Here is a 22646-nt window from a genome sequence, read left to right as displayed (position 1 = left end):
GGATGGCCAGACACCCCTTCGGGAAAGCCGCCCGCGCGATACGCGCAGTGGCCGCCGGAACCGCAGGAACAGGTCTGGGACGCAACGACATGGCGAACCCCCTTCGATCCGCCGCGGCCCACACCCATCTTGCGCCTCAAACCCGTGATCAACCAGCCGAATCGGCCAACAGAGTCCTGGAGGCCCTCAGCCACGAACGGCGGGTGGCGGCCAACCCGGCCGTGCCGTAAAGGAAAGAAAGGCCCGAACCGAAGCCACGCACGGCGAGCACACACGACAGGGCACGTACGGCGGGCAGCCACGGGCACGGTCGGCGGGCACGCCAGCACGATGGCCCCGAAAGCGAACGCGGACGGCAGACGCGGGTGGCGCGCACAGACAACGCGCACAGACAACGGACGCGGACAACAGACGCGGACAACGGACGTGAGCGGCGGACATGGACGGCGCACATGGACGGCGCACATGGACGACCGACGTGGACGGCAGAGGTGGACAGCAGAGGTGGACGGCGGCTCGGGTGGTGCTGGGTGGGGTCGTCGGCTTTAAGCTGGCGGGAAATACAAGCGCTTGCTCAAATGAGAAGACGAGGGAGAGGCCCGTGCGGCGGTTCAGGTTTGGGGCGGTGGTGCGGCAGGCGGAGTCGGGCAAGGCGTGGGCGGACAAGGCCAGGCGGCTGGAGGGCGCCGGGTTCGATGTGCTGCTCGTGCCCGACCACCTGGTCGGGCCGCGATTCGCCCCCGTGGCGGCGCTGGCCGCCGCCGCGAGTGCCACGACGCGTCTGCGGATGGGGACCCTCGTGTTCGCGAACGACTTCCGGCATCCGGCCGTGCTGGCCAAGGAGACGGCGACCCTCGACGTGCTGTCCGACGGGCGGCTCGACGTCGGGCTCGGGACCGGCTGGATGGCGGACGACTACCAGCAGGCCGGTCTGCGGTTCGAGTCGCCCGGGGTGCGGGTGGAGCGGCTGAGTGAGGCCGTGGCCGTGCTCAAGGGGCTGTGGGGTGACGGGCCGTTCAGCTTCGACGGGGCGCACTACCAGATCCGGGCGCTCGACCAGCAGCCCAAGCCCGTGCAGCGGCCGCATCCGCGACTGCTGCTCGGCGGGGGCGGGCCGCGGATGCTGCGACTGGCCGCGCGGGAGGCCGACGTGGTGAACCTGGGGATGCGGGTACGCGCCGACGGCTCCGGCCCCGACGGGAGCGACGGCGGGCGGCAGGCGTTCATGGACAAGCTCCAGACGGTGCGCACGGCCGCCGGCGACCGCTACGACCGGCTGGAACTGGGCACGAGCGTGGTCCAGGTGGGCGTGCGCAAGCCGGAGGAGACCTGGAGCGCCGCCGACACCTCACAACTGGACGAGACGCCCCAGGTGCTCCTCGGAACCCATCGCGACATAGTCGACAAGCTCCGCCACTGGCGGGATGAGCACGATATTTCGTATTTCGTGGTGCACCACGAGCGCGACCTCGACGCCTTCACCCCGATCGTCGAGGAACTCGCTACGGGATGAGGATCACCTTGCCCATGGTGTTCCTGCTCTCCAGGGCCGCGTGGGCGGCGGCGGCCTCCGTCAGCGGGAAGGACTGGACCGCGGGCGTGAGCTCGCCGTTCGCCGCCGCCTCCAGGGCCTGGTCGCGCAGGTCGGTGACGCCACCCTCGCGGCCGAGCAGGTGGCCGATGGCGTTGTACGAGGTCACACCGCGGGCCTTCAGCTCGGCCTCCTCAGGGTGGAACCACTCCCCCGACGCCTGCCCGAACACGACCTGCCGCCCACCCTCGCCGAGGAGTTCGAACGCACCCCTGCCGAGCTTGCCGCCCACCCCGTCGAAGACGATCGTGACGTCGCCGATCGACTCCCGCACCACGTCGGTCCAGTCGGGCGCGTCGTAGTCGACCGCCAGATCGGCGCCCAGCGAGCGGACCCGGGCCGCCTTCGCGGGGCCGCCCGCCGCACCGACGACCGTCGCGCCCACCCGGCGGGCGTGCTGGACGAGCAGGGTGCCGATCCCGCCGGCGGCGGCCATGACCAGCACCACGTCCGAGGCGGTCACGGGTGCGACCTCCAGCACCCCCAGCGTGGTGGCGCCGGTCGTGTGCATGGCGACCGCCGCACCGTACTCCAAGTGGTCCGGAAGCATCACGACACCGGCGGCGGGCGCGACGGCGAGGGACGCGTAGCCGCCCGATGTCACGTCGGCGGTCACCACGCGGCTGCCCAGCAGGCCGGGGTCGACGCCGTCACCCACCGACTCCACCACTCCCGCCACCTCGTGACCGAACGTCGTGGGCAGCTCGGGCACGGGGTGCGGGCCGACGGGGATGCCCCGCCTGAACAGCGTCTCGATGAAGTGCACACCAATGGCGTGTGCGGTGATGCGGACCTCGCCGGGGCCTGGGGTGGGGTCGGGAACGGACTCGTAGCGGAGGTTCTCGGCGGGACCGAAGGAATGGAGCCTTATCGCGTGCATGTTCCGAGCCTGCTACCTGAACCACGGTTGAGGTCAACCGTGCCGGATGATGGGAGGCATGGATGAGATGGTGTTGCTCAGGCACGGCGCAACAGAGTGGAGCACTGCGGGCAAGCACACCGGCCGCACCGACGTGCCGTTGACGCCCGGCGGCGAGGAGCAGGCGCGGGCGCTGGCGCCGCTGGTCAAGGAGGTGCCGTTCGATCTGGTGCTGGTCTCCCCCGCCCAGCGGGCCCGCCGTACGGCGGAGCTGGCCGGGCTGGAGGCGTACGAGGTGGACGCGGATCTGTGGGAGTGGGACTACGGCGGCTACGAGGGCATCACCACGCCGGAGATCCGGGAGACCCATCCGGGCTGGTACCTGTGGCGTGACGGCGTGATCCCCGGCGACGCCGAGCACCCCGGGGAGAGCGCGGCCGACGTCGGAGCCCGGGCCGACCGGGTGATCACCAGGGCGAAGGCGGCCGAGGGACGGGTGGCACTGGTGGCGCACGGGCACTTCCTGCGCGTGCTGGCGGCCCGCTGGCTGGGCCTGCCGCCCGCCGACGGCCGCCTGCTCAAGCTCGACACCGGCACCTACTCACGGCTCGGCTTCGAACACGCCGAGCCCGTGGTGACAACCTGGAACGCCCCGGTCACCTGACCCAGCACATATGCGCCGGTCAGCCGACCTCAGCCCGTACGGCCGACGCGTGCAGCGCCTTGCTCACCAGCCAGCCGCGCAGCGAGCCGTACCGGGGCTCGTACGACAGCGGCTGTTCCCACAGCGCGACGAACACGTCCTGGGTGATCTCCTCGGCGAACGCCCGGCTCCCCGTGATCTTGACCGCCACCCCGTACACGAAGGGGCTGTGCTCGTCGTAGGCGGCGGCGAGCGCGTCGAGGTCGCCCGCCACCAGCCGGGCGTGCAGGTCCAGGTCGGCGGCCATCAGTCACACCCCAGCGTGGCCGCGGCCCGCATCAGCTCGCGGGCGAGCGCGGGATCCCCCTCGGCCGCGTACGGGAAGGAGCCCGGCGGCCACCGGTTGGCCAGCAGCTTGCAGAAGTGGACCGCGTCCGCCGACACCAGCACGGCGACGCGGTCCGGCGTCGGCGAGAGCGGGACCGTCCATGTGCCACCGCCGGCGCCCGTCAGCACGACGGTGGCGGCCACGTCGCGGCGCGGCCCTTTGACGGCCCTGGGCAGCATGGCCAGCCCGAACTCGGCGATCATGCGCACGTGCTCGTCGTCCGGGGGCGCCGAGGACCTGGCGGTGGCGCTCCTGATGTCGTCGGCGTGCGTCCAGGTCTCGAACGTCCGCTGGATCATCGCGTGCCGCAGCGGCCCGCGCGCCGGGCGGTCACCCGTCCCCGCCAGCTCCACTTCGACGCCGAGCAGCAGGCCGGGGCTGCCGGAGACGCGTTCGAGCAGGGATCCGGCCTGCTCGCGCCAGCGCCGGTGGACCGGCAGGGCGGCGACGGCCGGTACGCCCATGAAGGCCGCGACCCTGGCGTCGTTGGCGGCCAGGTGCTCGACCATGCCGCGTACGGTGCCGTGCCTGGCCAGGGGCGCCTCCCACTGCGCCACGCTCAGCTCGCCCAGCAGTTCGTCCATGAGCGCCACCTGCTGGGCATAGGGGACGGCCACGGCCGCGACGGCGGTCTCGGCGGGGCTGCGTCGCAGCCGCGCCTTGGACAGCATCGCGTCGCGCAGTCTGGGGGGTGGGGCGATCGCCTCGCCCGGGGCGTCGAGGAGCGCGATGGCCGCGCTGCAGTCCGGACACGAGGCGACGTGGTCGTCGGAGCCCTGCCCGTTATAGAGGTACGAGTCCGTCATGGCTACCTCCGCAGCCTGACGCTAACCCGATGCGCCTCCGGGCGCCAGACGGCTGCCGGGGAACGGGGACAGGAGGGTTTCGCGCCACGGCCCGTCGAGGAAGTCGCGGGCCCGCCTGGCCCAGTCGAGCAGGCGCGGGTCGGGCGGCACCTCGTCGTCGAGGCCGAGGGCGGCGTCACGGGCTCGCTGCGTGCTCAGGTGGTCGTCGAGCGACACGCCCCAGACCGTGACGGCCTCGGTGTCGCAGAACAGGACCTCGTACAGGCCGACCAGGTGGTGGCCGTGCTCGGCCAGCAGCGGGGCGCGTTCGGTGCGGACCGCCTCCAGGTAGTCGAGGGCGGCGCCGGGTCGTACGCGGGCGCTCTCGAACACGTAGAACTCGGCGGTGTCCACCTCGCTCAGGTCCGGGCAGCCCGGCACGGCGCCGAGCGGGCGGGAGAACGCGGAGAAGCGCAGGTCGTCGATGTCGGAGAGGAACAGGCGGTCGTCCACCCCCCGGTAGATCTCCATCATCTGGCGCCAGCCGCCGTCCCAGCCGCCGTGGCAGTCCCACAGCGTGACCGCCTTGAACTGCGGGTGGCCGGTGATGCCCACCGCGTAGAAGGCGCCGGCCAGGTCGATCTCGCGGGATCTGATGGACATGCCGGAGGTCAGTGTGGGCGCCTGGCGGGCCTCGTCCTCGCGCTTGTAGCGGGTCAGCCAGGTCAGGTACTCCATCGGCCGGCGCGAGTTCATCGGCCGGAAGTCGACCTCTTCGAGAAGGTAGATCCCACGCCGCATCCAGGGCTCCTTTGACCAAGCGATTGCTCGGCCCTCACCCTAGCTGATCAAGCGACCGCTTGGGTAGGCTGCGGCCCCCTCCCCGTCAGCCACTCCAGCACCCTGCGGTGCCCGGAGGCGGCATCCTCGAAATGCCCCCAGTGCCAGTAACGCGGCTGGTCACGGACGCCCGTGACCCAGGTGCGATAGGAGACGACGCCGCCGGAGGCCGCTGGCGCGACGCCGTAGGTGCGTATCACGACCTTGCCGCCGGGTGCGAAGAGCACGTCGTCGGCGATCGGATAGAGAGTCATCTGGTCGAGCATGTCCCGATCATGGAGGTCTGAGGAGGCAGGGCGGTTACGCCTCCGGCGCGCCCCCGTTAAGGAGCCGCGCCGGAGGTTAACAGCCTGTTACACCAGCAGGCCGTCGAACTCCCCATCCTTCACTCCGAGCACGAGGGCCCGGATCTCGTCGCGGGTGTAGATCAGGGCCGGGCCATCGGGGAAGCGTGAGTTTCGCACCGCCACCCCGCCGTCGGGGAGCTTCGCGAGTTCGACGCAGTTCCCCTGTGAGTTGCTGTAGCGGCTCTTGCGCCAGGCGACCTGCTTGAGGTCGGCCGCGGGCATGCCGTTATAGGTCTGCTTCATCTACATCTTTCTGAGAAGACCGCCGATGAGCTCGACTGTGCCCCCTGGCGTGGTGCTCTCCACGCATAACTGCTCCATAGCCGTGAGATATGGATCGATGTCCTCACGCTTGTCCAGGTACAGGGCACCCCAGAGCTGCTCGACATAGACAACGTCCGACAAGTCGGACTCGGGAAATCGCAAGATGCTGAAAGCGCCACCTTCAGCGGCATGCATGCCGTATCTGAAGGGCATCACCTGAATGGTGATGTTGGGAAGGGCGGCGACTTCCAGCAGATGCTGAAGCTGCTCGGACATGACCTCCCGCCCACCGATGGTCCTCTTGAGGGTCGCTTCGTCGATGACCGCCCACAGTCGCGGGCCGTCCTTCTGCGTGAAGCGCTCTTGTCGCTGCATGCGCAGATGCACGCGGCGCTCGATCTGCCCAGGGGTCTCATCGGGGTTGCCGAGTCGGTATACCGCGCGCGCGTACGCAGCCGTCTGCAACAGGCCAGGCACGAACTGCACCTCATAGGTACGGATCACGCTGGCTGCTTCCTCTAACCCCACGTACGTGGTGAACCACGCGGGCAGAACGGCTGAATACTTGTGCCACCACCCGGGGGTGTTGGCTTCGCGGACCATCTCCAGCAGAGCACGGCGCTCGGCGTCGTCGACGACGCCGTACAGGGTGAGCAGGTCCTCCACATCGCGTGTCTTGAATCCGACGCGACCGAGTTCCATACGGCTGATCTTGGACTCGGACGCCCGGATGTGGAATCCGGCCTGGTCGCGGGTGAGCTCGCTGGCTTCACGCAGCCGCCGCAAACTGGCGCCAAGCATGATGCGCCGAACGGTCGAACCTGAACCGGGCGGATCGAGGGACACGTGCTGCTCCTTGGTCGTTTCCTTAGCACACAGTCTGTCACTCCACGGCCGAAAGATCATATGCCGCGGACAAGATCCCCTTTCCCACCGATTGACCTTTTGAGGCAAAGGTAGCGGTTGCACGGGGTGTCTGCACGTGCATTCGCTCTTGCACCTGCACGAGAGTTTGCTCCAGAATGATCAATGTGCAATCCACCACGGTGACGCAGGGCCAGTGGACCACGTTCGACTGGTGGCCCCCGGTCGGGTGGTGGCCGGAGGCCGCGCGTGACCTGCTGGTTCCAGGGCCGGCCATGAGCGCCACGTTCGTGCTCCCGCCCACGCCGTCCTCGATCCACTCCGTCCGCAGCTACACCAACGGCACCCTGACGGCATGGGGGCTCGGCGAGCTGGTCGAGAACATGGAACTGGTGGTCTCCGAGTTGGCGACCAACGCGCTGCGGCACGGGTTACGCCTGGCCGAGGGCCGTTGCCAGCGCCCGGTCCACATGTCCCTGGTGCGCCGCGGCCCCCTGGTTACCAGCGCCTTCACCGATCCAGGCTCATCGGTGCCCACGCTGAGATACCCTGGCCCTCTCGACACCGGCGGCCTCGGACTCCACATCGTCGAATCGCTCAGCCATCGATGGGGCTGGTCCGCACTCGCACCCCACGGGAAGATCGTCTGGGCAGTCCTCTCCTGACCGGGGGTGATCTGCATTACCGTGGATGCTCATGGCTCACGGTGAGTCCCTGCGTGCGACCCCATGAGAGTGCTGACAGATGGATGATCACCTGCTCGGCTGGCTACGAACACTTGACGAAGACAGGCTGGGACGCATCCTGGCGACCCGGCCCGACGCCATCGCGGCGCCCTGGCCGCGGCGGCTCGACACTCTGGCCCAACGGCTCGGCAACGGATTCGCCGTGATGGAGGCCCTGCGCGGCCTGCCTCTTCCCTGCCTTGAGCTGGCTCAGGCGTGCCTGGTCGTCCGGCACGCCACTCCCGAACGGCTGGCGGCCTTCCTCGGCGTGCCGGCCGCGGAGATGACCCCCTGGCTCGACCTCCTCCATGATCACGCGCTGGCCTGGCCCGACAGCGAGGGCGTCATCCGCCTGGCCGAGGCCGTGTCCCGGTGGTGGACCGCGCCGCTCGGCCTGGGCGAGCCGCTCGACCACTACCTCAACTCCTGGACGATCAGCGCCGACACGCTGCGCTCGCTCGCCCGCAACCTGGGGCTCCCGCCCCACGGCAACAAGCGCCGCACGATCAGCCGGGCGAGCGAGGTGCTCAGCGACCGCGCGGGGCTCGACGCGTTGCTGCGCCACGCCCCCGAGGGCACGGTCAAGCTGCTCGACGGCTTCGCCTGGGACGGCCCGGTACGCGACGTCGACGGCGGCCGGTTCGTCATCCCCGGCACGCCGGAGAAGTGGTCCGCCGACCACGGGCTCCTCTACCGGCCGAGCTGGCACGTCGCCGAGATGCCGCGCGAGGTGGCGCTCGGCCTGCGCGGGCCCGGCTACCACCCGCCGTTCACCCCCGAGCCGCCCGAGGTGGTCACGATCCCGATCGACCCGGAAGAGGTCGATCACCTGATGACGCTGGCCGCTCCGCACGTGGTCGAACGGTGCGCGGCACTGCTCGACAACACCTCCAAGGCGCCGCTGCCGCTGCTGAAGACCGGCGGCGTGGGCGTGCGCGAGGTACGCAGGGTGGCCAAGGAGACCGGCTGCGACGAGGACGAGACCCGCCTGCTGCTGGAGGTCTGCGCCGTGGCCAGGCTGCTGGCCTGGGACGAGTCGTCCGGCGGCATGATCCCCACCGAGCGGTTCGACCGCTGGCGGCTCGACGAGGGCTCGGCCAGGCTGCGGGTGCTGCTGTCGGCCTGGTGGCGCATGGAGCGCTCGTCGCTGCGCAAGATCGACGGCAAGTACGGCACTGTGCTGGGCGACGACCAGTCGGGCGCCGCCGTGGCGCGCGTGCGCCGGGCGGTGCTGTCGGTCCTGTCCCACCTGCCGTCCGGCACGGCCTTCGCCGATCGCGCCGGCCTGGTCCGCAACGTCCACTGGCACTCTCCGCTGCTCGACCAGGCCCTGCTGGCCGAGTGCACGTCCGCGGTGCTCGACGAGGCGCGCCTGCTCGGCCTGCTGGCCAACGACTCGCTCACCGACCTGGGCCGGGCGCTGGCCGGGCTGGCCGCCAAGGCGGGCGACGAGAGCGACGACGCGGTGCCGCTGGTCGAGCACGACCCGATGCTCATGGAGACGTCGACCAGGGCGCTGGCCAGCGTCCGCAGGAGCGCGCTGTTCGGGCCCGACCTGACCGCGGTGGTGACGGGACCGCCGTCCGCCGAGCTGGCCGCGCTGCTCGACCGGGTGGCCGAGCGGGAGTCGCGAGGCGCGGCCTCGGTGTGGCGGTTCACCACCGAGAGCGTGCGCCGCGCCCTGGACCACGGCTACGACGCCGACGAGCTGCTGGCGGAGCTGTCCGGCGTCGGCACCATCCCGCAGCCGCTCGAATACCTCGTGCACGACGTGGCCCGCAGGCACGGCGAGGTGACGGTGACCATGGTGGGCTGCGTGGTGCAGGCCTCCGACCCGGCCCTGCTCGCCGAGATCGCCGGTCACCGGCGGCTGGCCCGGCTCGGCCTGCGGCTGCTCGCCCCCACCGTGCTGGTGAGCTCGGCGGGCGCCGAACGGACGCTCGGCGCGCTGCGCGAGGCCGGCTACTCCCCCGTCCCGGTCGTCGACGGCGGCGGCGAGATCACGATCCGCCGCACCCGCGTCGAGGAGCCGCCGAACGGCAAGCTCATCCTGCTGCCCGGCGGCCAGGTGGCCGAGCTGTCGGAGTTCGCGGCGATGGCGGAGTTCGAGGCGATGCCGCACAACATCACCGAGCCGACCCCCGACCCGCACGAGCACGCCGCCCGCCTGATCGCCGCCGACCGCGCGGCGAACGACCGCAGCGGGCGCACCTGGGCCGTCATCGGCCGGATGGCGACCAGGCTGCCGACCGCGCAGCAGTCACTGCTGGGCTTCGTCGTCGACCGGGGCGTGCGGGCCGGCATCACGCTGACCGACGGCCTGACCGCGACGATCAGCCACGGCGAGCTCAAGGGCGGCGCCCTCGACGCCTGGTGCGAGGAGGCCGGCGACTACCTGGAGTTCCCGCTGGCCGAGATCGTCGAGGTCACGGGAGCTTACTAGCCTTCTTCAGGTTGGCCACGAGGCCCTCCACGAAGTCGGCGTAGCCCTGATAGCTGTAGGGGGCCTCGGCGCTCCACGGGTAGAGCTGTCCGGCCTTGACCGCGGGCAGCTTGGCGAAGGTGGGCTTCTTCATCATCTCCGCGGGCTTGAGCGACTGGGTGCGGGTGTCGTAGAGGATGACGTCGGCGTCGTAGGTGTCGGCGTTCTCCCAGCTCAGCGTCTGGAAGAAGCCGCCCTCGTCGACCTTGGACGGCGTGACCACGCTCAGGCCGTTCTGGGTGAGGTGCACGATGTCCGGGTACTCGGGCGGGTTCACCACCCACATGGAGTCGGGGCCCGCCGACATCATGAGGATCTTGAGGTCCTTGAACGCCGCCAGCTCCTTACTGGCCGCCTCCAGGCGGGCCTTGGCCTCCGGCACCCCCCGCATGTCGGCGCCCAGCGACTTGGCCAGTTCCTCGTACTTGCCGATTACCTGCATGGCACTGCGCCCGGTGAGCATGATGCCGGCCGTCGGGGCGACCTGCTCGATCGTGGCCTTCGACTTCTCCGGCACGTACCAGAGCGTGCCCTTGATGTACATGCTGCTGACCAGCAGGTCGGGCTGGAGCGCGATGTACTGCTCGACGTTGAACTCGTCCCAGACGTTGCCCAGTCCCTGGACCTTGGTGATGTCGACGTTGCCCACCTGGGGGTCTCTGGTGCCGTCCTTGAGCTTGTGCGGGCCGAAGACGCCGACCGGGCGCACGCCGAAGTCCCACAATGCCGCCGCGGAGCCGACCTGGGCGACCACCCGGCTGGGGCGCTTGGGCAGGTCCAGCTTCTTGTCGCGGTCGTCGGTGAACGTCCACCCGCCCGCAGCTCCGGTCGGGGCCGCCTGGGTGGGGGTGGCCCCGTCACCGCAGGCCGCCAGCGTCAGGGCCGCCGCGAATCCTGCCGTGGCCGCGAGGAAACCCCTGCGAGGCAGTACCGGTCCCGACATGTCAATCTCCTAAGGTTAGGCTTGCCTTGCTACTGGGGCTTTACATTAGCCTCGCGTAAATTCGGCTGGGACGAAAGGGGGTGGGGTTGCCTGTGGGTGAGCAGGTCACAACGTTGGTCGCGGACGAGCCTGTGGTGCCCCGGGGGCGTCCGGCCGCGCTGGCCGGTGGGCTGGTGGTCGCGTTCGGCGTGCTGGTGCTGGTGGCGATGGCGAGCGTGGCGCTGGGGGCGCGGTCGGTGCCGCTGTCCACGGTGCTGGACGCGTTGACCGCCCCCAACGGGTCGAGCGACCACACGGTCATCCGCGAGCTGCGCGTCCCGCGAACCCTGCTGGGCATCGGCGTGGGTGCCGCGCTCGGGCTGGCGGGGGCGCTGATGCAGAGCCTGACCCGCAACCCGCTGGCCGACCCCGGCCTGCTCGGCATCAACGAGGGCGCCGCGCTGGGCGTCACCCTCGCGCTGGGGCTGTTCGGGCTCTCGGACCCAGCCGCCTACGTGTGGTTCGCGTTCGGCGGCGCCGCCCTGGCCTCCGTCGTCGTCTACGCGCTGGGCTCGTCCGGCCGCTCGGGCGCCGGTCCGGTACGGCTGGCGCTGGCCGGCATCGCCGTCGGCATGGTCTTCACGGCGGTGGCCTCGGCGATCCTGCGCATGGACTCCCAGACGTTCGACCGGATGCGGTTCTGGCTGACCGGCTCGCTGGCCGGGCAGACCTCCGACGTGCTGCTGCGGCTCGCGCCCTTCATGGTCATCGGCCTGGTGGTCGGGCTGCTGCTGGCCAGGCCGCTGAACATGCTGGCGCTGGGCGACGACGCCGGCAAGGCGCTGGGCGTGGCCGTCACCCGCACCCGGGTCCTCACGGCCGTGTCGGTCACGCTGCTCTGCGGCTCGGCCACGGCCGCGGCCGGGCCGCTGTGGTTCGTCGGGCTGGCCGTGCCGCACGCCGTACGCGCCGTGGTGGGTCAGGATCAGCGGTGGGTGCTGCCGTACACGATGCTGGCCGCGCCGGTGCTGCTGCTGGCGGCGGACGTGGCAGGGCGGCTCATCGCCCGGCCTGGCGAGGTGCAGGTGGGCATCATGTGCGCCGTGCTCGGCGCGCCGATCTTCATCCTGATGGCCAGGCGCAGGAGGCTGGCCGCGCTATGAGCCTACGCTTCGGCCCCTGGTCCGTACGGCTGGCGCCGCGGGCCCTCGTCGTCGGCCTGGTCCTCGTTCTGGTCGCGTTCGCGGTGGCCGTGGCGGCGATCGCGACCGGCGAGTTCACCGTGCCCATACCCGATGTGCTGACCGCGCTGTTCGGCCACGGCACGCCCGTCGCCGAGCTGATCGTGGGCAAGCTGCGCGCGCCCAGGGTGGTCACCGGGCTGCTGGTGGGCGCGGCGTTCGGGCTGAGCGGAGCGATCTTCCAGAGCCTGACCAGGAACCCGCTCGGCAGCCCCGACTTCATCGGCTTCACCGCCGGCGCCTCGACCGGCGGCATCCTCGGCGTGATCGCGGGCGGCACGGCACTGCAGATCGCGGGCGGCGCGCTGGCGGGCTGCGTCGGCACCGCCGTGCTGGTCTACGCGCTGGCCCATCGCGGGGGCGTACAGGGGTACCGGCTGGTACTCGTCGGGATCGGCGCGAACGCGCTGCTCCTGTCCGTCAACTCCTACCTGCTGACCAGGGCCAACATCAACGACGCCGCGACCGCGGGCGCGTGGCTCACGGGCAGCCTCAGCGGGCGCGGCTGGGACCACGCGATCCCGGTGGCGGTGGCGCTCGCGGTGCTGCTGCCGGTCTGCGCGTTCGTGTCGCGGCCGATGCGGATGATCGAGATGGGCGACGACGCGGCAAAGGCCATGGGCATCAGGGTCGAGGCCGTGCGGGCCACGGCCATCGCCGTGGGCGTGCTGCTGTGCGCGGTCGCCACGGCCGCCGCCGGCCCGGTCATCTTCGTCGCCCTGTCGGCTCCGCAACTGGCCAGGCGGCTGACCCGCTCGCCCGGGGTGACGATGGCCGCCTCGGCGCTCATGGGCGCCGTCCTGCTGACGGGCGCGGATCTGGCCGCCCAGCGCGTGCTCGCCCCCACGCAGTTGCCCGTCGGCGTGCTCACCGCCGCGATCGGCGGCGCGTACCTCGCCCTGCTCCTGCGAAAGGACCGCCACTGATGGCACTCCCCCAGGCCGCCCGGCTGTCGGGCAGCGACCTCACCCTCGCCTACGACCAGCGGGTCGTGGCGGCCGAGCTGGACGTGACGATCCCCGACGAGTCGTTCACCGTGATCATCGGGCCGAACGCCTGCGGCAAGTCCACCCTCCTGCGCGCCCTGGCCAGAATGCTCAAGCCCAGGAAGGGCGCGGTCCACCTCGACGGCAGCGTGATCACCTCACTGCCGTCGAAGGAGGTGGCCAGGCGGCTCGGGCTGCTGCCGCAGAGTTCGATCGTGCCCGACGGGATCACCGTGACGGACCTGGTGGCCCGTGGCCGCTACCCGCACCAGAAGCTGATGCGGCAGTGGTCGCGCGCGGACGAGGCCGCGGTGACCGAGGCGATGCGCGCCACCGACGTGTCCGAGCTGGCCGACCGGATCGTGGACGAGCTGTCCGGCGGCCAGCGCCAGCGGGTGTGGCTGGCGATGGCGCTGGCCCAGGAGACCCCGATCCTGCTGCTCGACGAGCCGACGACGTTCCTCGACATCTCCCACCAGATCGAGGTGCTCGACCTCTGCGCCGACCTGCACGAGGCGGGACGCACGATGGTGGCGGTCCTGCACGACCTCAACCAGGCGTGCCGTTACGCCACCCACCTCATCGTCATGCGCGACGGCGCCATCGTGGCCGAGGGCGAGCCTGCCGGGATCGTCACGCCCGAGCTGGTGGCCCAGGTGTTCGACCTGCGGTGCGAGATCATCGAGGATCCTCAGTCGGGCACCCCGCTCATCATCCCCGAGGCGCGCCGCCGGGTGACGACCACCGCCTGACACCCCCGCTCATCCGACAAGGGCCCCGACCAGCGCGGTGATCGCGTCGCGCGCGCGGGCCTCGCCGTACTCCTCCCTGAGCACCCCCGCCACCTCGGCGGCGGTGGCCGCGAGCAGCGCGTGCGACAGCACGTCGGCGTCGGACCCCGGCCGGGAGGCCGCCAGCAGGATCGCCGTGTGGCGGTGCCAGAAGCGATAGGCCCCGATCCGGTAGCGGGCGCCCGGACTGGCCGTCTCGGACATGCGTACCAGGTCGAGGTGGGCGAACAGGTAGTCCAGATAGGCGTCGACGAAGGCGGTGAGCCGGTCGCGGGCCGGGGCGCCGGGCCCCAGCGGCGGCGGGCCGGACAGGATGCGTTCCTGCAGCACCCGTTCGCGCTCGTCGAGCAGCGCCACCGCCAGCCCCGACTTGTCGCCGAATCTACGGAACAACGTGCCCTTCCCCACCCCTGCCTCGGTGGCGATCGCGTCCATGGAGACCGCTTCGACCCCCTTCTCGGCGAACAGCGTGGCCGCGGCGGAGAGGATCTTCTCCCTGTTGCGCGCCGCGTCCGCGCGTTCGTTGACTGGGCCCCCGTGGAACATCTCCAGCGGCTGCCTTGACGAAGCGGACCGTGGTCCGTTAGCTTTCGAGCCATCCACAAACCGGACTGTAGTCCATTTCAACCGGAGGCCACAATGACCATCACCTGAGAAGAGCTTCGCGCTGCTGCCCGACGGAGCGGGCCTGCCCGTAGAACATCGTTTTTGGAGCGTGCCAAAGGACGTGGAAGCGGAACTCCGGCCCGGGTGACCCTCTGGAAGCCACACTTTTCCTCAGGGGGGAACCAACCATGGACCACGCCGTCGTCATCGGCGCGAGCATGGCGGGCCTGCTGTCCGCCGCCGCGCTGCACCGCAGGTACGCCAGGGTCACGGTGATCGACCGCGACACGCTGCCCACCGTAGACGTCCATCGCAAGGGCGTCGGCCAGAGCCGCCACGCGCACGGCCTGCTCGCCAGAGGCCGTGAGGTCATGGACGAGCTGCTGCCGGGGCTCACCGCCGAGCTCGTCGCGCAGGGCGCGCTCTTGGGCGACCTGCAGAGCCAGGCCCGCTGGATCCACGGCGGGCAGCCGCTCGCCCGCGGGGAGAGCGGCCTGATCGGGCTCTCGCTCAGCCGAGCACTGCTCGAAGGCCAGATCCGCCGCCGTGTCACCGCCCTGCCCGGCGTGCGCGTGCTGGCTGACCGCGCCGTCACCAGCCTGCTCGCCCAGCAGGGCCGGGTCATCGGCGTGCGGCTGGCGAACGGCGACCCGATGCCCGCCGACCTGGTCGTCGACGCCTCGGGGCGGGGCTCGCGCACGCCGTTCTGGCTGTCCGAGCTCGGCTATGAGCGGCCCGCCGAGGAGCGGGTGACGATCGATCTGAGGTACGGCACGCGCGAGTTCGTCCGCCGGCCGGACCAGCTCGACGGCGATCTGGTCCTCGTGGTGGTGCCCACGGCCGAGATCCCGCGCGGCGGGGTGGCGCTGGCGCTGGAGGACGACCGCTGGGTCGTCACCATGGCCGGATACGGCGGCGCCGGGCCGGAGCTGCCGCTCCGGCAGTTCGCCGCGTTCGCCGAGACGCTGACCGCCCCCGACCTGCATCGGCTGATCACCGTCGCGGAGCCGATCGGGGAGCCGCGCTCGTATCACACCCCGGCCAGCGTCAGGTACCGCTACGAGCGGCTCTCCCGCTTCCCGGAGGGCCTGCTGGTCGTCGGGGACGCCCTCTGCGCGTTCAACCCGTTCTACGGCCAGGGCATGACGGTCGCCGCGCTGGAGGCCAAGGCCCTGCTCGACCTCGACCTGCGCCCGCTGCCGTTCTTCAAGCGGATCACCAAGGTGCTCGACGCACCCTGGGACATCGTGGTCGGCGGTGACCTGCGGCTGCCCGGCGTGGAAGGGGAGCTCACCCCGAAGATCCGGATGGTCAACGCCTACCTGGAGCGCTTCCACGCGGCGGCGGCACACGACGCCGACCTGGCCAGGCGCTTCCTCCGGGTGGCGAACCTGATCGACGCGCCGCCGTCGCTGATGAGTCCAGGGGCGCTGCTCAGAGTGTTCCGCAACGGCGCACCACGAGCGCTGCCAGCGCTCGTGTGACCTCGCGCAGCTCCCGCAGCTCGACCTGCTCCCTGGGGGCGTGCGCGTACCGCACGTCGCCAGGGCCGTAGTGCAGCGCCGGGATCCCGCCCGCGGCGTAGAGCCGCAGGTCGCTCCCGTACGGCGCGGCCTTCTCGATCGGCCGCGTGCCCGTCGTGTCGGCGATGGCCCCCGCCACCTCCGCCAGCAGCGGGTGCGCCTCGGGCAGCCGTCCGCTGGCGAACTGCCCGCCCGGCCAGGTGATCGCGGGCGGGTGGTCGCGCAGCCACGGGTGCGCGACCGACAGCACCGCCGCCTCGAACGCGGCCCGCGCCGCCGCCGGGTCCTCGTCGAGCCTGACGCCTACCCGGCCCTCCGCGACGAGCAGATCGGGCACGCTGCTCGCCCAGTCACCCGCCCGCACGGTGCCGATCTCGATCGGGTACGGCATCGCGTTGCCACCGAACAGGGCCGGCACGTCACGGTTACGCTCGGCCTCCAGGCGCCGGATCGCCTCGAACACCGGCCAGAACACCTCGACCGCGTTGACCCCCTCGTACCGGGTGGCCGCGTGCGCGGCCCGGCCCGCCACCTCCATCCGGAACGTCAGCGCCCCCGCGTTGGCCGTGATGACGGCGCCGCCGGTCGGCTCGGTGATGACCGCCGCCTCCGCCGTGTGGCCCCTGGCCAGCGTGGCGAACGCGCCGAGGCCGCCGTCCTCCTCGCTGATCACGCAGTGCACGGCGAGCGGCCTGGCCAGCCGTACCCCGGCCTTCTTGAGCGCGCGGACGACGGCGAGGTTGGCCGCCAGCCCGGCCTTCATGTCGCAGGCGCCACGGCCGTGCAGGGTGTCGCCGGTGATCCTGGCGGCGAACGGGTCGTTGCCCGCCCACTGGACGGGGTCGCCGATGGGCACGACGTCGACGTGGCCCTGCAGCGCCAGTGCCGGGGTGCCTTCGCCGCCGGTCACGGCCACCACGCCGTAGCCCTCGGTCCTGGGGGCCTCGGTGCCGGGGAAGCCCGTGCGGCGGCCGAGGGCGTCGAGGTCCAGCTTCCAGACGTCCACGTCCAGATCCGCCTCGGTGAGCACGCGGGCGAGGCGGTGCTGCAGGTCGGATTCGGCGTCGGTGCCGGTCACGCTGGGCACTCTGACGGTCTCGGCCAGCAGGTTGACGGTCTCGGTGTCGTCGATGGCCTGCAGGACCCTGGCTTCCGCGTCGCGCATGGAGCACACGATCTCACGACGTGAACCCATGTAGCGATTCGTGGCAATACAGGGGAGGAGGTGCGGGTGCGATCTTTGGTGAGCGTTCTGGTGTGGTTGGTGGTGGCTCCGCTCGCGGTGTGGGCGGCGCTGCGGTGGAGCCCGTACGACGGGTTGTGGCCGTGGGTGCCGATCGTGGCGTACACGCCGTACGCGGCGGCGGGGTCCGTGCTCGCGCTCGTCCTGGCCGGAGCGCTGCGGCGGCGGGTCGCGGGGGCGGTGGCGCTCGTCACCGCGGCGGCCCTGGCGCTGGCCGTGCTGCCTCGCTGGTTCGCCGACACCGGCACCGGCGGCGAGCCGGCTGCGGGTGCTGGCGGCCAACCTGATGGTGGGCTCGGGTGACCCGGCAGGGCTGATGGACCTGGTCACCAGGCTCCGGCCGGACGTGCTGACGCTGCAGGAGCTCACGCCGAAGGCCGCGGCGGCCCTGGACCGGGCGGGGCTGCGCAAGGCGTTGCCGCAGGCCGTGGTGCGGGCGCTGCCCGGCGTGGGCGGCTCCGGTGTCTACTCGCTCTATCCGCTCACGGCGGAACCGGCCATCCAGTTCGGCGCGTTCGGGCAGGCCAGAGCGGTGCTCACGGCGCCGGGCGGGACGAAAATCGAGGTGGTGTCCGTGCACCCGTGCGCGCCCCAGTACGTCGGACCGACGCTCTGCTGGCGGCAGGGGCTGGTCGCCCTGCCACGCGGCGGCGGGGTCACGCGGGTGCTCGCCGGCGACTTCAACGCCACGCTCGACCACGTACCGATGCGCGACCTGCTGGCCGCCGGCTACCGCGACGCGGCGGACGTCACCGGGCAGGGGTTCAGCGCGACGTATTGGCCCAAGAACGGGCGGGCTCCCGGGGTGGTGATCGACCATGTGCTGGCCTCCGCCGGGATGGGGGTGCGCGCGTTCGCGGTCGAGCGGCTGGAGCGCACCGACCACCGGCCGGTCTTCGCCGAGCTCACGCTGCCCTGACGGCCCAGTTGCCGGGCAGCGGAGGCCCGGCTGACCGTAAACTGGGCGCGTGGTAGCACCCAAGTTCGAGATACAGATGCTGAACGACCGGGTGATGATCCGGCTGGAGCAAGAGACCGAGGAGCGGCGCAGCGGCTCCGGGATCGTCATCCCCGCGACGGTCAAGATGGCCAACCGGCTGGCCTGGGGCGAGGTCTGCGGGGTCGGCTCGAACGTACGCGCGGTCAAGGTGGGCGACAAGGTGCTGCTCAACCCGGAGGACCAGTTCGAGGTGGAGTTGCACTCGCAGGTCTACCTCGTCATGCGCGAGCGCGACCTGCACGCCGTCGCCACCCAGGAGACCGATCACGGCACCGGCCTCTACCTCTAGTTCCGGCGGAAGGTCAGCCAGAGGCTCGCCTTCCACGCCTGGGACGGGATGTCGGCCAGCACCCGGGTCACCTTGCCCGTCAGGTCGACCACCGACAGGCGGTAGGCGCCCTGACGGGCCATGACCGCGATGACATGGCTCTCGTCCCACCAGCCGAACAGCATCTCCGGACTGACGGCCACCCGGCTCGCGATCTTGCCGGTGGCCGGGTTCACCAGGCAGAGCTGTTCCTTGAAGCGTGACGGGCACCATGTGGTCAGGCGGCTGCCCGACGGCGAATAGGCATCCTCCGGGCCGGTCGGCAGCCCGACGTCCGCGAACGTGCGCAGGGTCGCGCCGTCACTGGCCCGGTAGGTCCGCAGGCCGTCGCCGAACCTGGCGACGAGGTCGCCGCCGGGGGTCCACCAGAAGTCCGCTGCCCCGTCGAGCCCGGTGGGGCGGACCGTGCGGGCGGTGCCCGTCACCACGTCGACGACGGTGAAGCCGACGGCGCGCCACTTCCCGCCGACCTTCTGCTCGACGGTGAGCGCCACCCGCTTGCTGTCACGTGACCAGGAGATGTACGAGGCGGCCAGCGGTTTCTTGACCGTGCGCACCCGCCTGGACTTGCCGCTGGGGCGGTCGGTGAGGAGCAGGGAGTCGTAGCCGGCCCGGTAGGACTTGGGGACGCCGGCGACCGTGGCGGCGTCGGGCGAGACCGCGGCCTCCGACAGGGTCTGCTGCTGGGCGAACGTGTTGCCGGTCCTGGCTCTGAGGTAGGTGCTCTTGGTGCCCAGGCCGTAGCTGCTGAGCCGTACGGGGTCACCCGTTTTTTCCAGATATTTCACACTGACGCCGGGGAGGGGCAGTGTGTCCGCCTGGGCGGTGGGGAGCTCGGCGATCGGGAGCTCGGCGGCCGGGAGCTCAGCGGTCGGAGTGAGCAGGGCGAGCGACAGGGCGACGGCGATGTGGGCGATCACGCCCGCAGGATAGGCCGCGGACGGCGGCATTTCCGGCAGCGATAACGACCCGATCTAGATAATGCGCTGAGCCAGTTCGATGAGATCGATTCCCAGCGTCCTGAGCCCGAAATAGACGATCACGGCCGCGACGGCCACGGTCACGATGAGCACGATGACGCGGATCGGCCAGCCCTGCCGCTTGTACCATTCGGTCCAGTCGTGCAGCACTCGCTTGCCGAACTCCAGCGCCCGGCGCGCCCAGTGAAACTCGGTGGCCAGCACGGCCAGCCCCGCGAACACGATCAGCCAGCCCGGACCGGGGAACGGCACCATGATCAGGCCGCCCACCACCATGATCGTGCCGATGGTGCCAATGACGATCTTCAGCGTGAGCCGGCCGGCGCGGGTGGACCGGATGCCGTCCAGCCAGCCGTGGATGCCCGAACGGCGCTCGGGCATGCTGGAACGTTCGGCTGACTCGTCCTTGATCGCGTCGGCGTCTCCGGTCTCGGAGTCCTGGATCGGCAACGTACTCCCCCGCACGGTCGATGTGCCCCCAAGGATACGGCCCTAGAACCCGCTATAGGCTCTCATATCAAGCCCACGACCCACCCAATTCACAAACCAGCCCAAACGTAAAATTTCGTGCTTTTATCGGCGACTTCGGGCAAAAATCGGTTAACGTCTCCTATGCCCGAGGCCCTACTTCGCACCGTCACCGGTCCCGTTCCCGCGACCGCCATCGACGGTCCTGTCCTATCCCGTGAGCACCTGCGCACCGACATGCGCTGGGCGGTCGGCATCGACTCCGACCCCTACCGCTGGCTCGACGAGGATCAGACCGTCACCGCCGAGCTCCTCGAGCTGCGCCAATCCGACCAGCTCGGCCTGGTCGTCGACCTCACCTGCCTGGGCATGGGCCGCGACGCCGCCGCCCTGGCCCGGATCGCGGTCGGCAGCCGGGTACCGGTGATCGCCTCGACCGGCCTGTTCGCCGGACCGTTCACCGGTTCCCCTGACGCCGACGTCGAGACGCTCACGAAACGGCTGATGACCGAGATCTCCGACGGTCTCGATGGCATCGGCGTGTTCCCCGGCGTGATCGGCCAGGTCGGCTGCTGCGGCACCGAGCCCACTCCGGCCGAGGAACGCGGCCTGATCGCCGCCGCCCGCGCCGCGCTGGCCTCCCGCCTGCCCGTCGCCACGTACGGGCACAACGGGCTGGCCATGCTGGAGATCCTCCTCGGCGAGGGCCTGCCCGGGGCCCGGGTGAGCGTCGGCTACGCGGGCGCCGACCCGGCCATCGCCCGCAAGATCGCCGAGGCCGGCGCGTACGTCAGCCTGGGCTCGCTCGGCCCCGGCCCGGACCAGTCGGCCAGGATCGTGCTCGACCTCATCGAGGACGGCCACGCCGAGCGCCTCCTGCTCAGCACCGGCGTGAGCCGGATCGCGCAGGTCAACCGCTATGGCGGGCCCGGCTACGCCCACCTCTTCCACACGCTGCTGCCGCGCCTGCGCGAGTCGGGGGTCGGCGAGGACACGATCGGCCTCATCACCCGCGACAACCCGCTGCGCTGGCTCACCGGCGGATCCGCTTGACCTGAACCGCGCTTGAGGTAGCACGCTTCTTTCCATGACATTCACCCAGGAAGAGCTGGACTACCTCGCCACCCAGCAGCTCGGCCGGCTGGCCACGATCTCGCCCGAGGGGCAGGTACAGAACAGCCCCGTCGGTTTCTTCGTGGATGCCGAAGCAGGCGCGATCACGATCGGCGGCCACAATCTCGGCAAGTCCAAGAAGTATCGGAACATCGCGGCGGGCAGCACGGTCGCCTTCGTCGTGGACGAACTGGCCTCCACCGACCCGTGGGTGGTACGCGGGATCGAGATCAGGGGAACGGCGCAGGCGCTCGCCGACCAGCAGCCGCCGTTCCCCGGCTTCAGCGCCGAACTGATCCGGATCACCCCCAACAAGATCATCTCGTGGGGTCTGGGCGGGCCGCCCGCCAACCGGAAAGTCTGAAACTGGCTAGGATTAGGGGCTGAGCCAGCCTGGCCAGGTGGGGGGACGGTGACCGAGCACACGCACAGCGGCGACGGCCGTCGTAGGCCGTTCAGGGCGCTGTTCCGGATGGCCCGGCTGGGTGACGTCCCGGTCGTGGTCATGTTGGCCTGGGCCGGGTGGCTGGCTGTCCCGTGGTCGTTCAGCGGCCTGGCCCAGGCCCGCGCGGCCGCGGCCGCCGCCGCTGCGGAGGCCGAGCCGCCGCCGGTCGTCTCCTCCGACGCCGTACGGGGTGGCACGCTTGCGGGTGCGACACCCGCCAGGGCTTGGGGCATCCCGGCCCACAGCGTCGCGCCGACGCACCGCACGGTCCGCGCCTCCCGTGACGACGCACCGGCTGACGATGCCCGGCAAGACGGGCTGGGGTGGGCGTTCCGCAACGACGGTGCCGCCACCGCCGTCTGGCCGCTCCACGGAGAGGACGTGGCCGTCGGTCGGCCGGTTCACGGACAAGGCGCGCCACCGACCGATGTGCTCGCCGTTGAGCGGGCGCGGATCGCCGGGGAGGTGCACGACGCCGCCGGGCACGGGCTGGCGGCCATCGCCATGCAGGCCGGGCTCGCGCTCATCACGCTCGACGACGATCCCGAGCAGGCGCGTGCCTCGCTGCTGGCGATCAAGGAGACCAGCACGACGGCGCTCACCCAGCTACGTGCCGCACTCGACCGCCTCGATCCGCGTGACAGCACCCGCGACCCATACGACAGCGCCTACGACCTGCGCGCCGGCGCTCACGACCTGCCGAGCCTGATCGACGGGGTCCGGGCTGCGGGGCTGCCGGTGGACGTGGAGCCCGCCGACCCCGCTGTGCCCGCCCACCTCAGCGCGACCGTCTACGGGGTGGTGCGCGAGTCGCTCACCAATGTCCTGCGCCACGCCGGCCCGACCAGAGCACTCGTACGGCTGTCCGGCAACCCGGCCGGGCTCGTCCTGGAGATCGCCGACCGCGGCGACGGCCGGCCGGAAGCGGCCGACGAGCGTGACTGGTCAGGGACGGCGGAGGGCCGGGGGCTTGCCGGGATGCGGGCCAGGGTGATCGCGGCGGGCGGCCACTTCACTGCGGGCCCGCGGAAGGGCGGCGGCTTCCAGGTCCTCGCCACGTTCCCTGAGAGCGTCGCATTCCAGAGCGCCGTAGATCGCCAGGACACGTCAGATCGCCTGAACCTCGCTGACTCCTCGGCAGACCTGACGTGACCGGGCCATACTCCGCTCCCCCGTCCCCCGCTCAACCCGATCGCCCCACCCCGCCAACAG

At 71.2% G+C, this 22646-nt stretch carries 26 protein-coding genes; 14 read left to right on the top strand and 12 right to left on the bottom strand.

Going from position 1 to position 22646, the window contains the following annotated elements:
• The first annotated feature begins 601 nt into the window (after positions 1–601).
• The gene (locus KLK06_RS54655) at positions 602–1513 is read left to right on the top strand and encodes a TIGR03621 family F420-dependent LLM class oxidoreductase (protein WP_308168935.1); all 912 of its coding nucleotides are present in this window, start codon (positions 602–604) and stop codon (positions 1511–1513) included.
• On the opposite strand, the gene KLK06_RS54650 is transcribed toward KLK06_RS54655, so the two are convergent.
• Positions 1503–2471 carry a zinc-binding dehydrogenase gene (locus KLK06_RS54650; RefSeq protein WP_214643806.1) on the bottom strand — a complete coding sequence of 323 codons (969 nt, stop codon included), beginning with the start codon at positions 2469–2471 and terminating at the stop codon, positions 1503–1505. The genes KLK06_RS54655 and KLK06_RS54650 overlap by 11 nt on opposite strands.
• A gap of 58 nt (positions 2472–2529) precedes the next feature.
• On the opposite strand from KLK06_RS54650, the gene KLK06_RS54645 reads away from it, so the two are divergent.
• Positions 2530–3114, top strand: coding sequence for a histidine phosphatase family protein (locus KLK06_RS54645; RefSeq protein WP_214643805.1), 585 nt, complete (start codon positions 2530–2532; stop codon positions 3112–3114).
• Positions 3115–3133: 19 nt separating this feature from the next.
• Here the strand turns inward: KLK06_RS54645 and KLK06_RS54640 are convergent, their stop codons facing one another.
• The 6 genes from KLK06_RS54640 to KLK06_RS54615 form a co-directional block, all read right to left on the bottom strand.
• Complete coding sequence (locus tag KLK06_RS54640; protein WP_214643804.1) at positions 3134–3400, bottom strand: RNA polymerase sigma factor; 267 nt, start codon at positions 3398–3400, stop codon at positions 3134–3136.
• On the bottom strand, positions 3400–4287 hold the full coding sequence (locus KLK06_RS54635) for a hypothetical protein (protein WP_214643803.1): 888 nt from the start codon (positions 4285–4287) through the stop codon (positions 3400–3402). The genes KLK06_RS54640 and KLK06_RS54635 overlap by 1 nt, the downstream gene beginning before the upstream one ends.
• A gap of 21 nt (positions 4288–4308) precedes the next feature.
• On the bottom strand, positions 4309–5067 hold the full coding sequence (locus KLK06_RS54630) for a hypothetical protein (RefSeq protein WP_214643802.1): 759 nt from the start codon (positions 5065–5067) through the stop codon (positions 4309–4311).
• 47 nt (positions 5068–5114) lie between these two features.
• A complete protein-coding gene (locus tag KLK06_RS54625) occupies positions 5115–5360 on the bottom strand; it encodes a hypothetical protein (protein ID WP_250907505.1) in 246 nt (81 codons plus the stop codon).
• 99 nt (positions 5361–5459) lie between these two features.
• Complete coding sequence (locus KLK06_RS54620; protein WP_214643800.1) at positions 5460–5696, bottom strand: DUF397 domain-containing protein; 237 nt, start codon at positions 5694–5696, stop codon at positions 5460–5462.
• Positions 5697–6518: a helix-turn-helix transcriptional regulator gene (locus KLK06_RS54615; protein WP_214643811.1), complete on the bottom strand. Its 822-nt coding sequence runs from the start codon at positions 6516–6518 to the stop codon at positions 5697–5699. It lies immediately after the preceding gene.
• 221 nt (positions 6519–6739) lie between these two features.
• On the opposite strand from KLK06_RS54615, the gene KLK06_RS54610 reads away from it, so the two are divergent.
• Positions 6740–7246, top strand: coding sequence for an ATP-binding protein (locus KLK06_RS54610; RefSeq protein ID WP_214643799.1), 507 nt, complete (start codon positions 6740–6742; stop codon positions 7244–7246).
• A 79-nt stretch (positions 7247–7325) separates the two neighbouring features.
• A complete protein-coding gene (locus KLK06_RS54605; protein ID WP_214643798.1) occupies positions 7326–9749 on the top strand; it encodes a helicase-associated domain-containing protein in 2424 nt (807 codons plus the stop codon).
• On the opposite strand, the gene KLK06_RS54600 is transcribed toward KLK06_RS54605, so the two are convergent.
• On the bottom strand, positions 9733–10731 hold the full coding sequence (locus KLK06_RS54600) for an ABC transporter substrate-binding protein (protein WP_214643797.1): 999 nt from the start codon (positions 10729–10731) through the stop codon (positions 9733–9735). The two genes, KLK06_RS54605 and KLK06_RS54600, sit on opposite strands and share 17 nt — an antisense overlap.
• A 92-nt stretch (positions 10732–10823) precedes the next feature.
• Between KLK06_RS54600 and KLK06_RS54595 the strand changes: the two genes are divergently transcribed.
• From KLK06_RS54595 to KLK06_RS54585, 3 genes are read left to right on the top strand one after another with little or no spacing between them, the layout of a single operon-like run.
• The gene (locus tag KLK06_RS54595; protein ID WP_308168933.1) at positions 10824–11873 is read left to right on the top strand and encodes an iron chelate uptake ABC transporter family permease subunit; all 1050 of its coding nucleotides are present in this window, start codon (positions 10824–10826) and stop codon (positions 11871–11873) included.
• Complete coding sequence (locus KLK06_RS54590; RefSeq protein ID WP_214643796.1) at positions 11870–12877, top strand: iron chelate uptake ABC transporter family permease subunit; 1008 nt, start codon at positions 11870–11872, stop codon at positions 12875–12877. Before KLK06_RS54595 ends, KLK06_RS54590 begins: the two co-directional genes overlap by 4 nt.
• Complete coding sequence (locus KLK06_RS54585; protein ID WP_214643795.1) at positions 12877–13689, top strand: ABC transporter ATP-binding protein; 813 nt, start codon at positions 12877–12879, stop codon at positions 13687–13689. The genes KLK06_RS54590 and KLK06_RS54585 overlap by 1 nt, the downstream gene beginning before the upstream one ends.
• 9 nt (positions 13690–13698) lie before the next feature.
• Here KLK06_RS54585 and KLK06_RS54580 read toward each other — a convergent pair whose 3' ends face one another.
• Positions 13699–14274: a TetR/AcrR family transcriptional regulator gene (locus KLK06_RS54580; RefSeq protein WP_214643794.1), complete on the bottom strand. Its 576-nt coding sequence runs from the start codon at positions 14272–14274 to the stop codon at positions 13699–13701.
• Between the two features lie 248 nt (positions 14275–14522).
• Here KLK06_RS54580 and KLK06_RS54575 point away from each other — a divergent pair, with 248 nt between their 5' ends.
• A complete protein-coding gene (locus KLK06_RS54575) occupies positions 14523–15818 on the top strand; it encodes an NAD(P)/FAD-dependent oxidoreductase (protein WP_214643793.1) in 1296 nt (431 codons plus the stop codon).
• On the opposite strand, the gene KLK06_RS54570 is transcribed toward KLK06_RS54575, so the two are convergent.
• Complete coding sequence (locus KLK06_RS54570; RefSeq protein ID WP_214643792.1) at positions 15769–17022, bottom strand: ArgE/DapE family deacylase; 1254 nt, start codon at positions 17020–17022, stop codon at positions 15769–15771. The two genes, KLK06_RS54575 and KLK06_RS54570, sit on opposite strands and share 50 nt — an antisense overlap.
• A gap of 66 nt (positions 17023–17088) precedes the next feature.
• Between KLK06_RS54570 and KLK06_RS54565 the strand changes: the two genes are divergently transcribed.
• The 3 genes from KLK06_RS54565 (at position 17089) to KLK06_RS54555 (ending at position 18389) form a co-directional block, all read left to right on the top strand.
• Positions 17089–17403 carry a hypothetical protein gene (locus KLK06_RS54565; protein ID WP_214643791.1) on the top strand — a complete coding sequence of 105 codons (315 nt, stop codon included), beginning with the start codon at positions 17089–17091 and terminating at the stop codon, positions 17401–17403.
• Positions 17369–18019, top strand: a complete 651-nt coding sequence (locus KLK06_RS54560) for an endonuclease/exonuclease/phosphatase family protein (RefSeq protein ID WP_214643790.1) — start codon at positions 17369–17371, stop codon at positions 18017–18019. The genes KLK06_RS54565 and KLK06_RS54560 overlap by 35 nt, the downstream gene beginning before the upstream one ends.
• A 76-nt stretch (positions 18020–18095) precedes the next feature.
• The gene (locus tag KLK06_RS54555) at positions 18096–18389 is read left to right on the top strand and encodes a co-chaperone GroES (RefSeq protein ID WP_214643809.1); all 294 of its coding nucleotides are present in this window, start codon (positions 18096–18098) and stop codon (positions 18387–18389) included.
• On the opposite strand, the gene KLK06_RS54550 is transcribed toward KLK06_RS54555, so the two are convergent.
• Positions 18386–19348 carry a hypothetical protein gene (locus tag KLK06_RS54550; RefSeq protein ID WP_214643789.1) on the bottom strand — a complete coding sequence of 321 codons (963 nt, stop codon included), beginning with the start codon at positions 19346–19348 and terminating at the stop codon, positions 18386–18388. The genes KLK06_RS54555 and KLK06_RS54550 overlap by 4 nt on opposite strands.
• A gap of 54 nt (positions 19349–19402) precedes the next feature.
• Positions 19403–19858, bottom strand: coding sequence for a TIGR02611 family protein (locus KLK06_RS54545; RefSeq protein ID WP_214643788.1), 456 nt, complete (start codon positions 19856–19858; stop codon positions 19403–19405).
• 162 nt (positions 19859–20020) lie between these two features.
• On the opposite strand from KLK06_RS54545, the gene KLK06_RS54540 reads away from it, so the two are divergent.
• Genes KLK06_RS54540 through KLK06_RS54530 form a run of 3 tightly spaced genes read left to right on the top strand, consistent with a single transcriptional unit; the run spans position 20021 to position 22586 of the window.
• Positions 20021–20929 carry an aryldialkylphosphatase gene (locus tag KLK06_RS54540; RefSeq protein ID WP_214643787.1) on the top strand — a complete coding sequence of 303 codons (909 nt, stop codon included), beginning with the start codon at positions 20021–20023 and terminating at the stop codon, positions 20927–20929.
• Between the two features lie 34 nt (positions 20930–20963).
• Entirely contained in the window at positions 20964–21353 is a 390-nt protein-coding gene (locus tag KLK06_RS54535; RefSeq protein ID WP_214643786.1) for a PPOX class F420-dependent oxidoreductase, read from the top strand.
• A 48-nt stretch (positions 21354–21401) separates the two neighbouring features.
• The gene (locus tag KLK06_RS54530) at positions 21402–22586 is read left to right on the top strand and encodes a histidine kinase (RefSeq protein WP_214643785.1); all 1185 of its coding nucleotides are present in this window, start codon (positions 21402–21404) and stop codon (positions 22584–22586) included.
• Positions 22587–22646: the final 60 nt, after the last annotated feature.

The sequence above is a fragment of the Nonomuraea sp. NEAU-A123 genome, from assembly GCF_018603905.1.
Classification (GTDB): domain Bacteria; phylum Actinomycetota; class Actinomycetes; order Streptosporangiales; family Streptosporangiaceae; genus Nonomuraea.
Note: the sequence above shows the minus strand (reverse complement) of the source record. Positions and strands in the feature narration are given on the sequence as shown.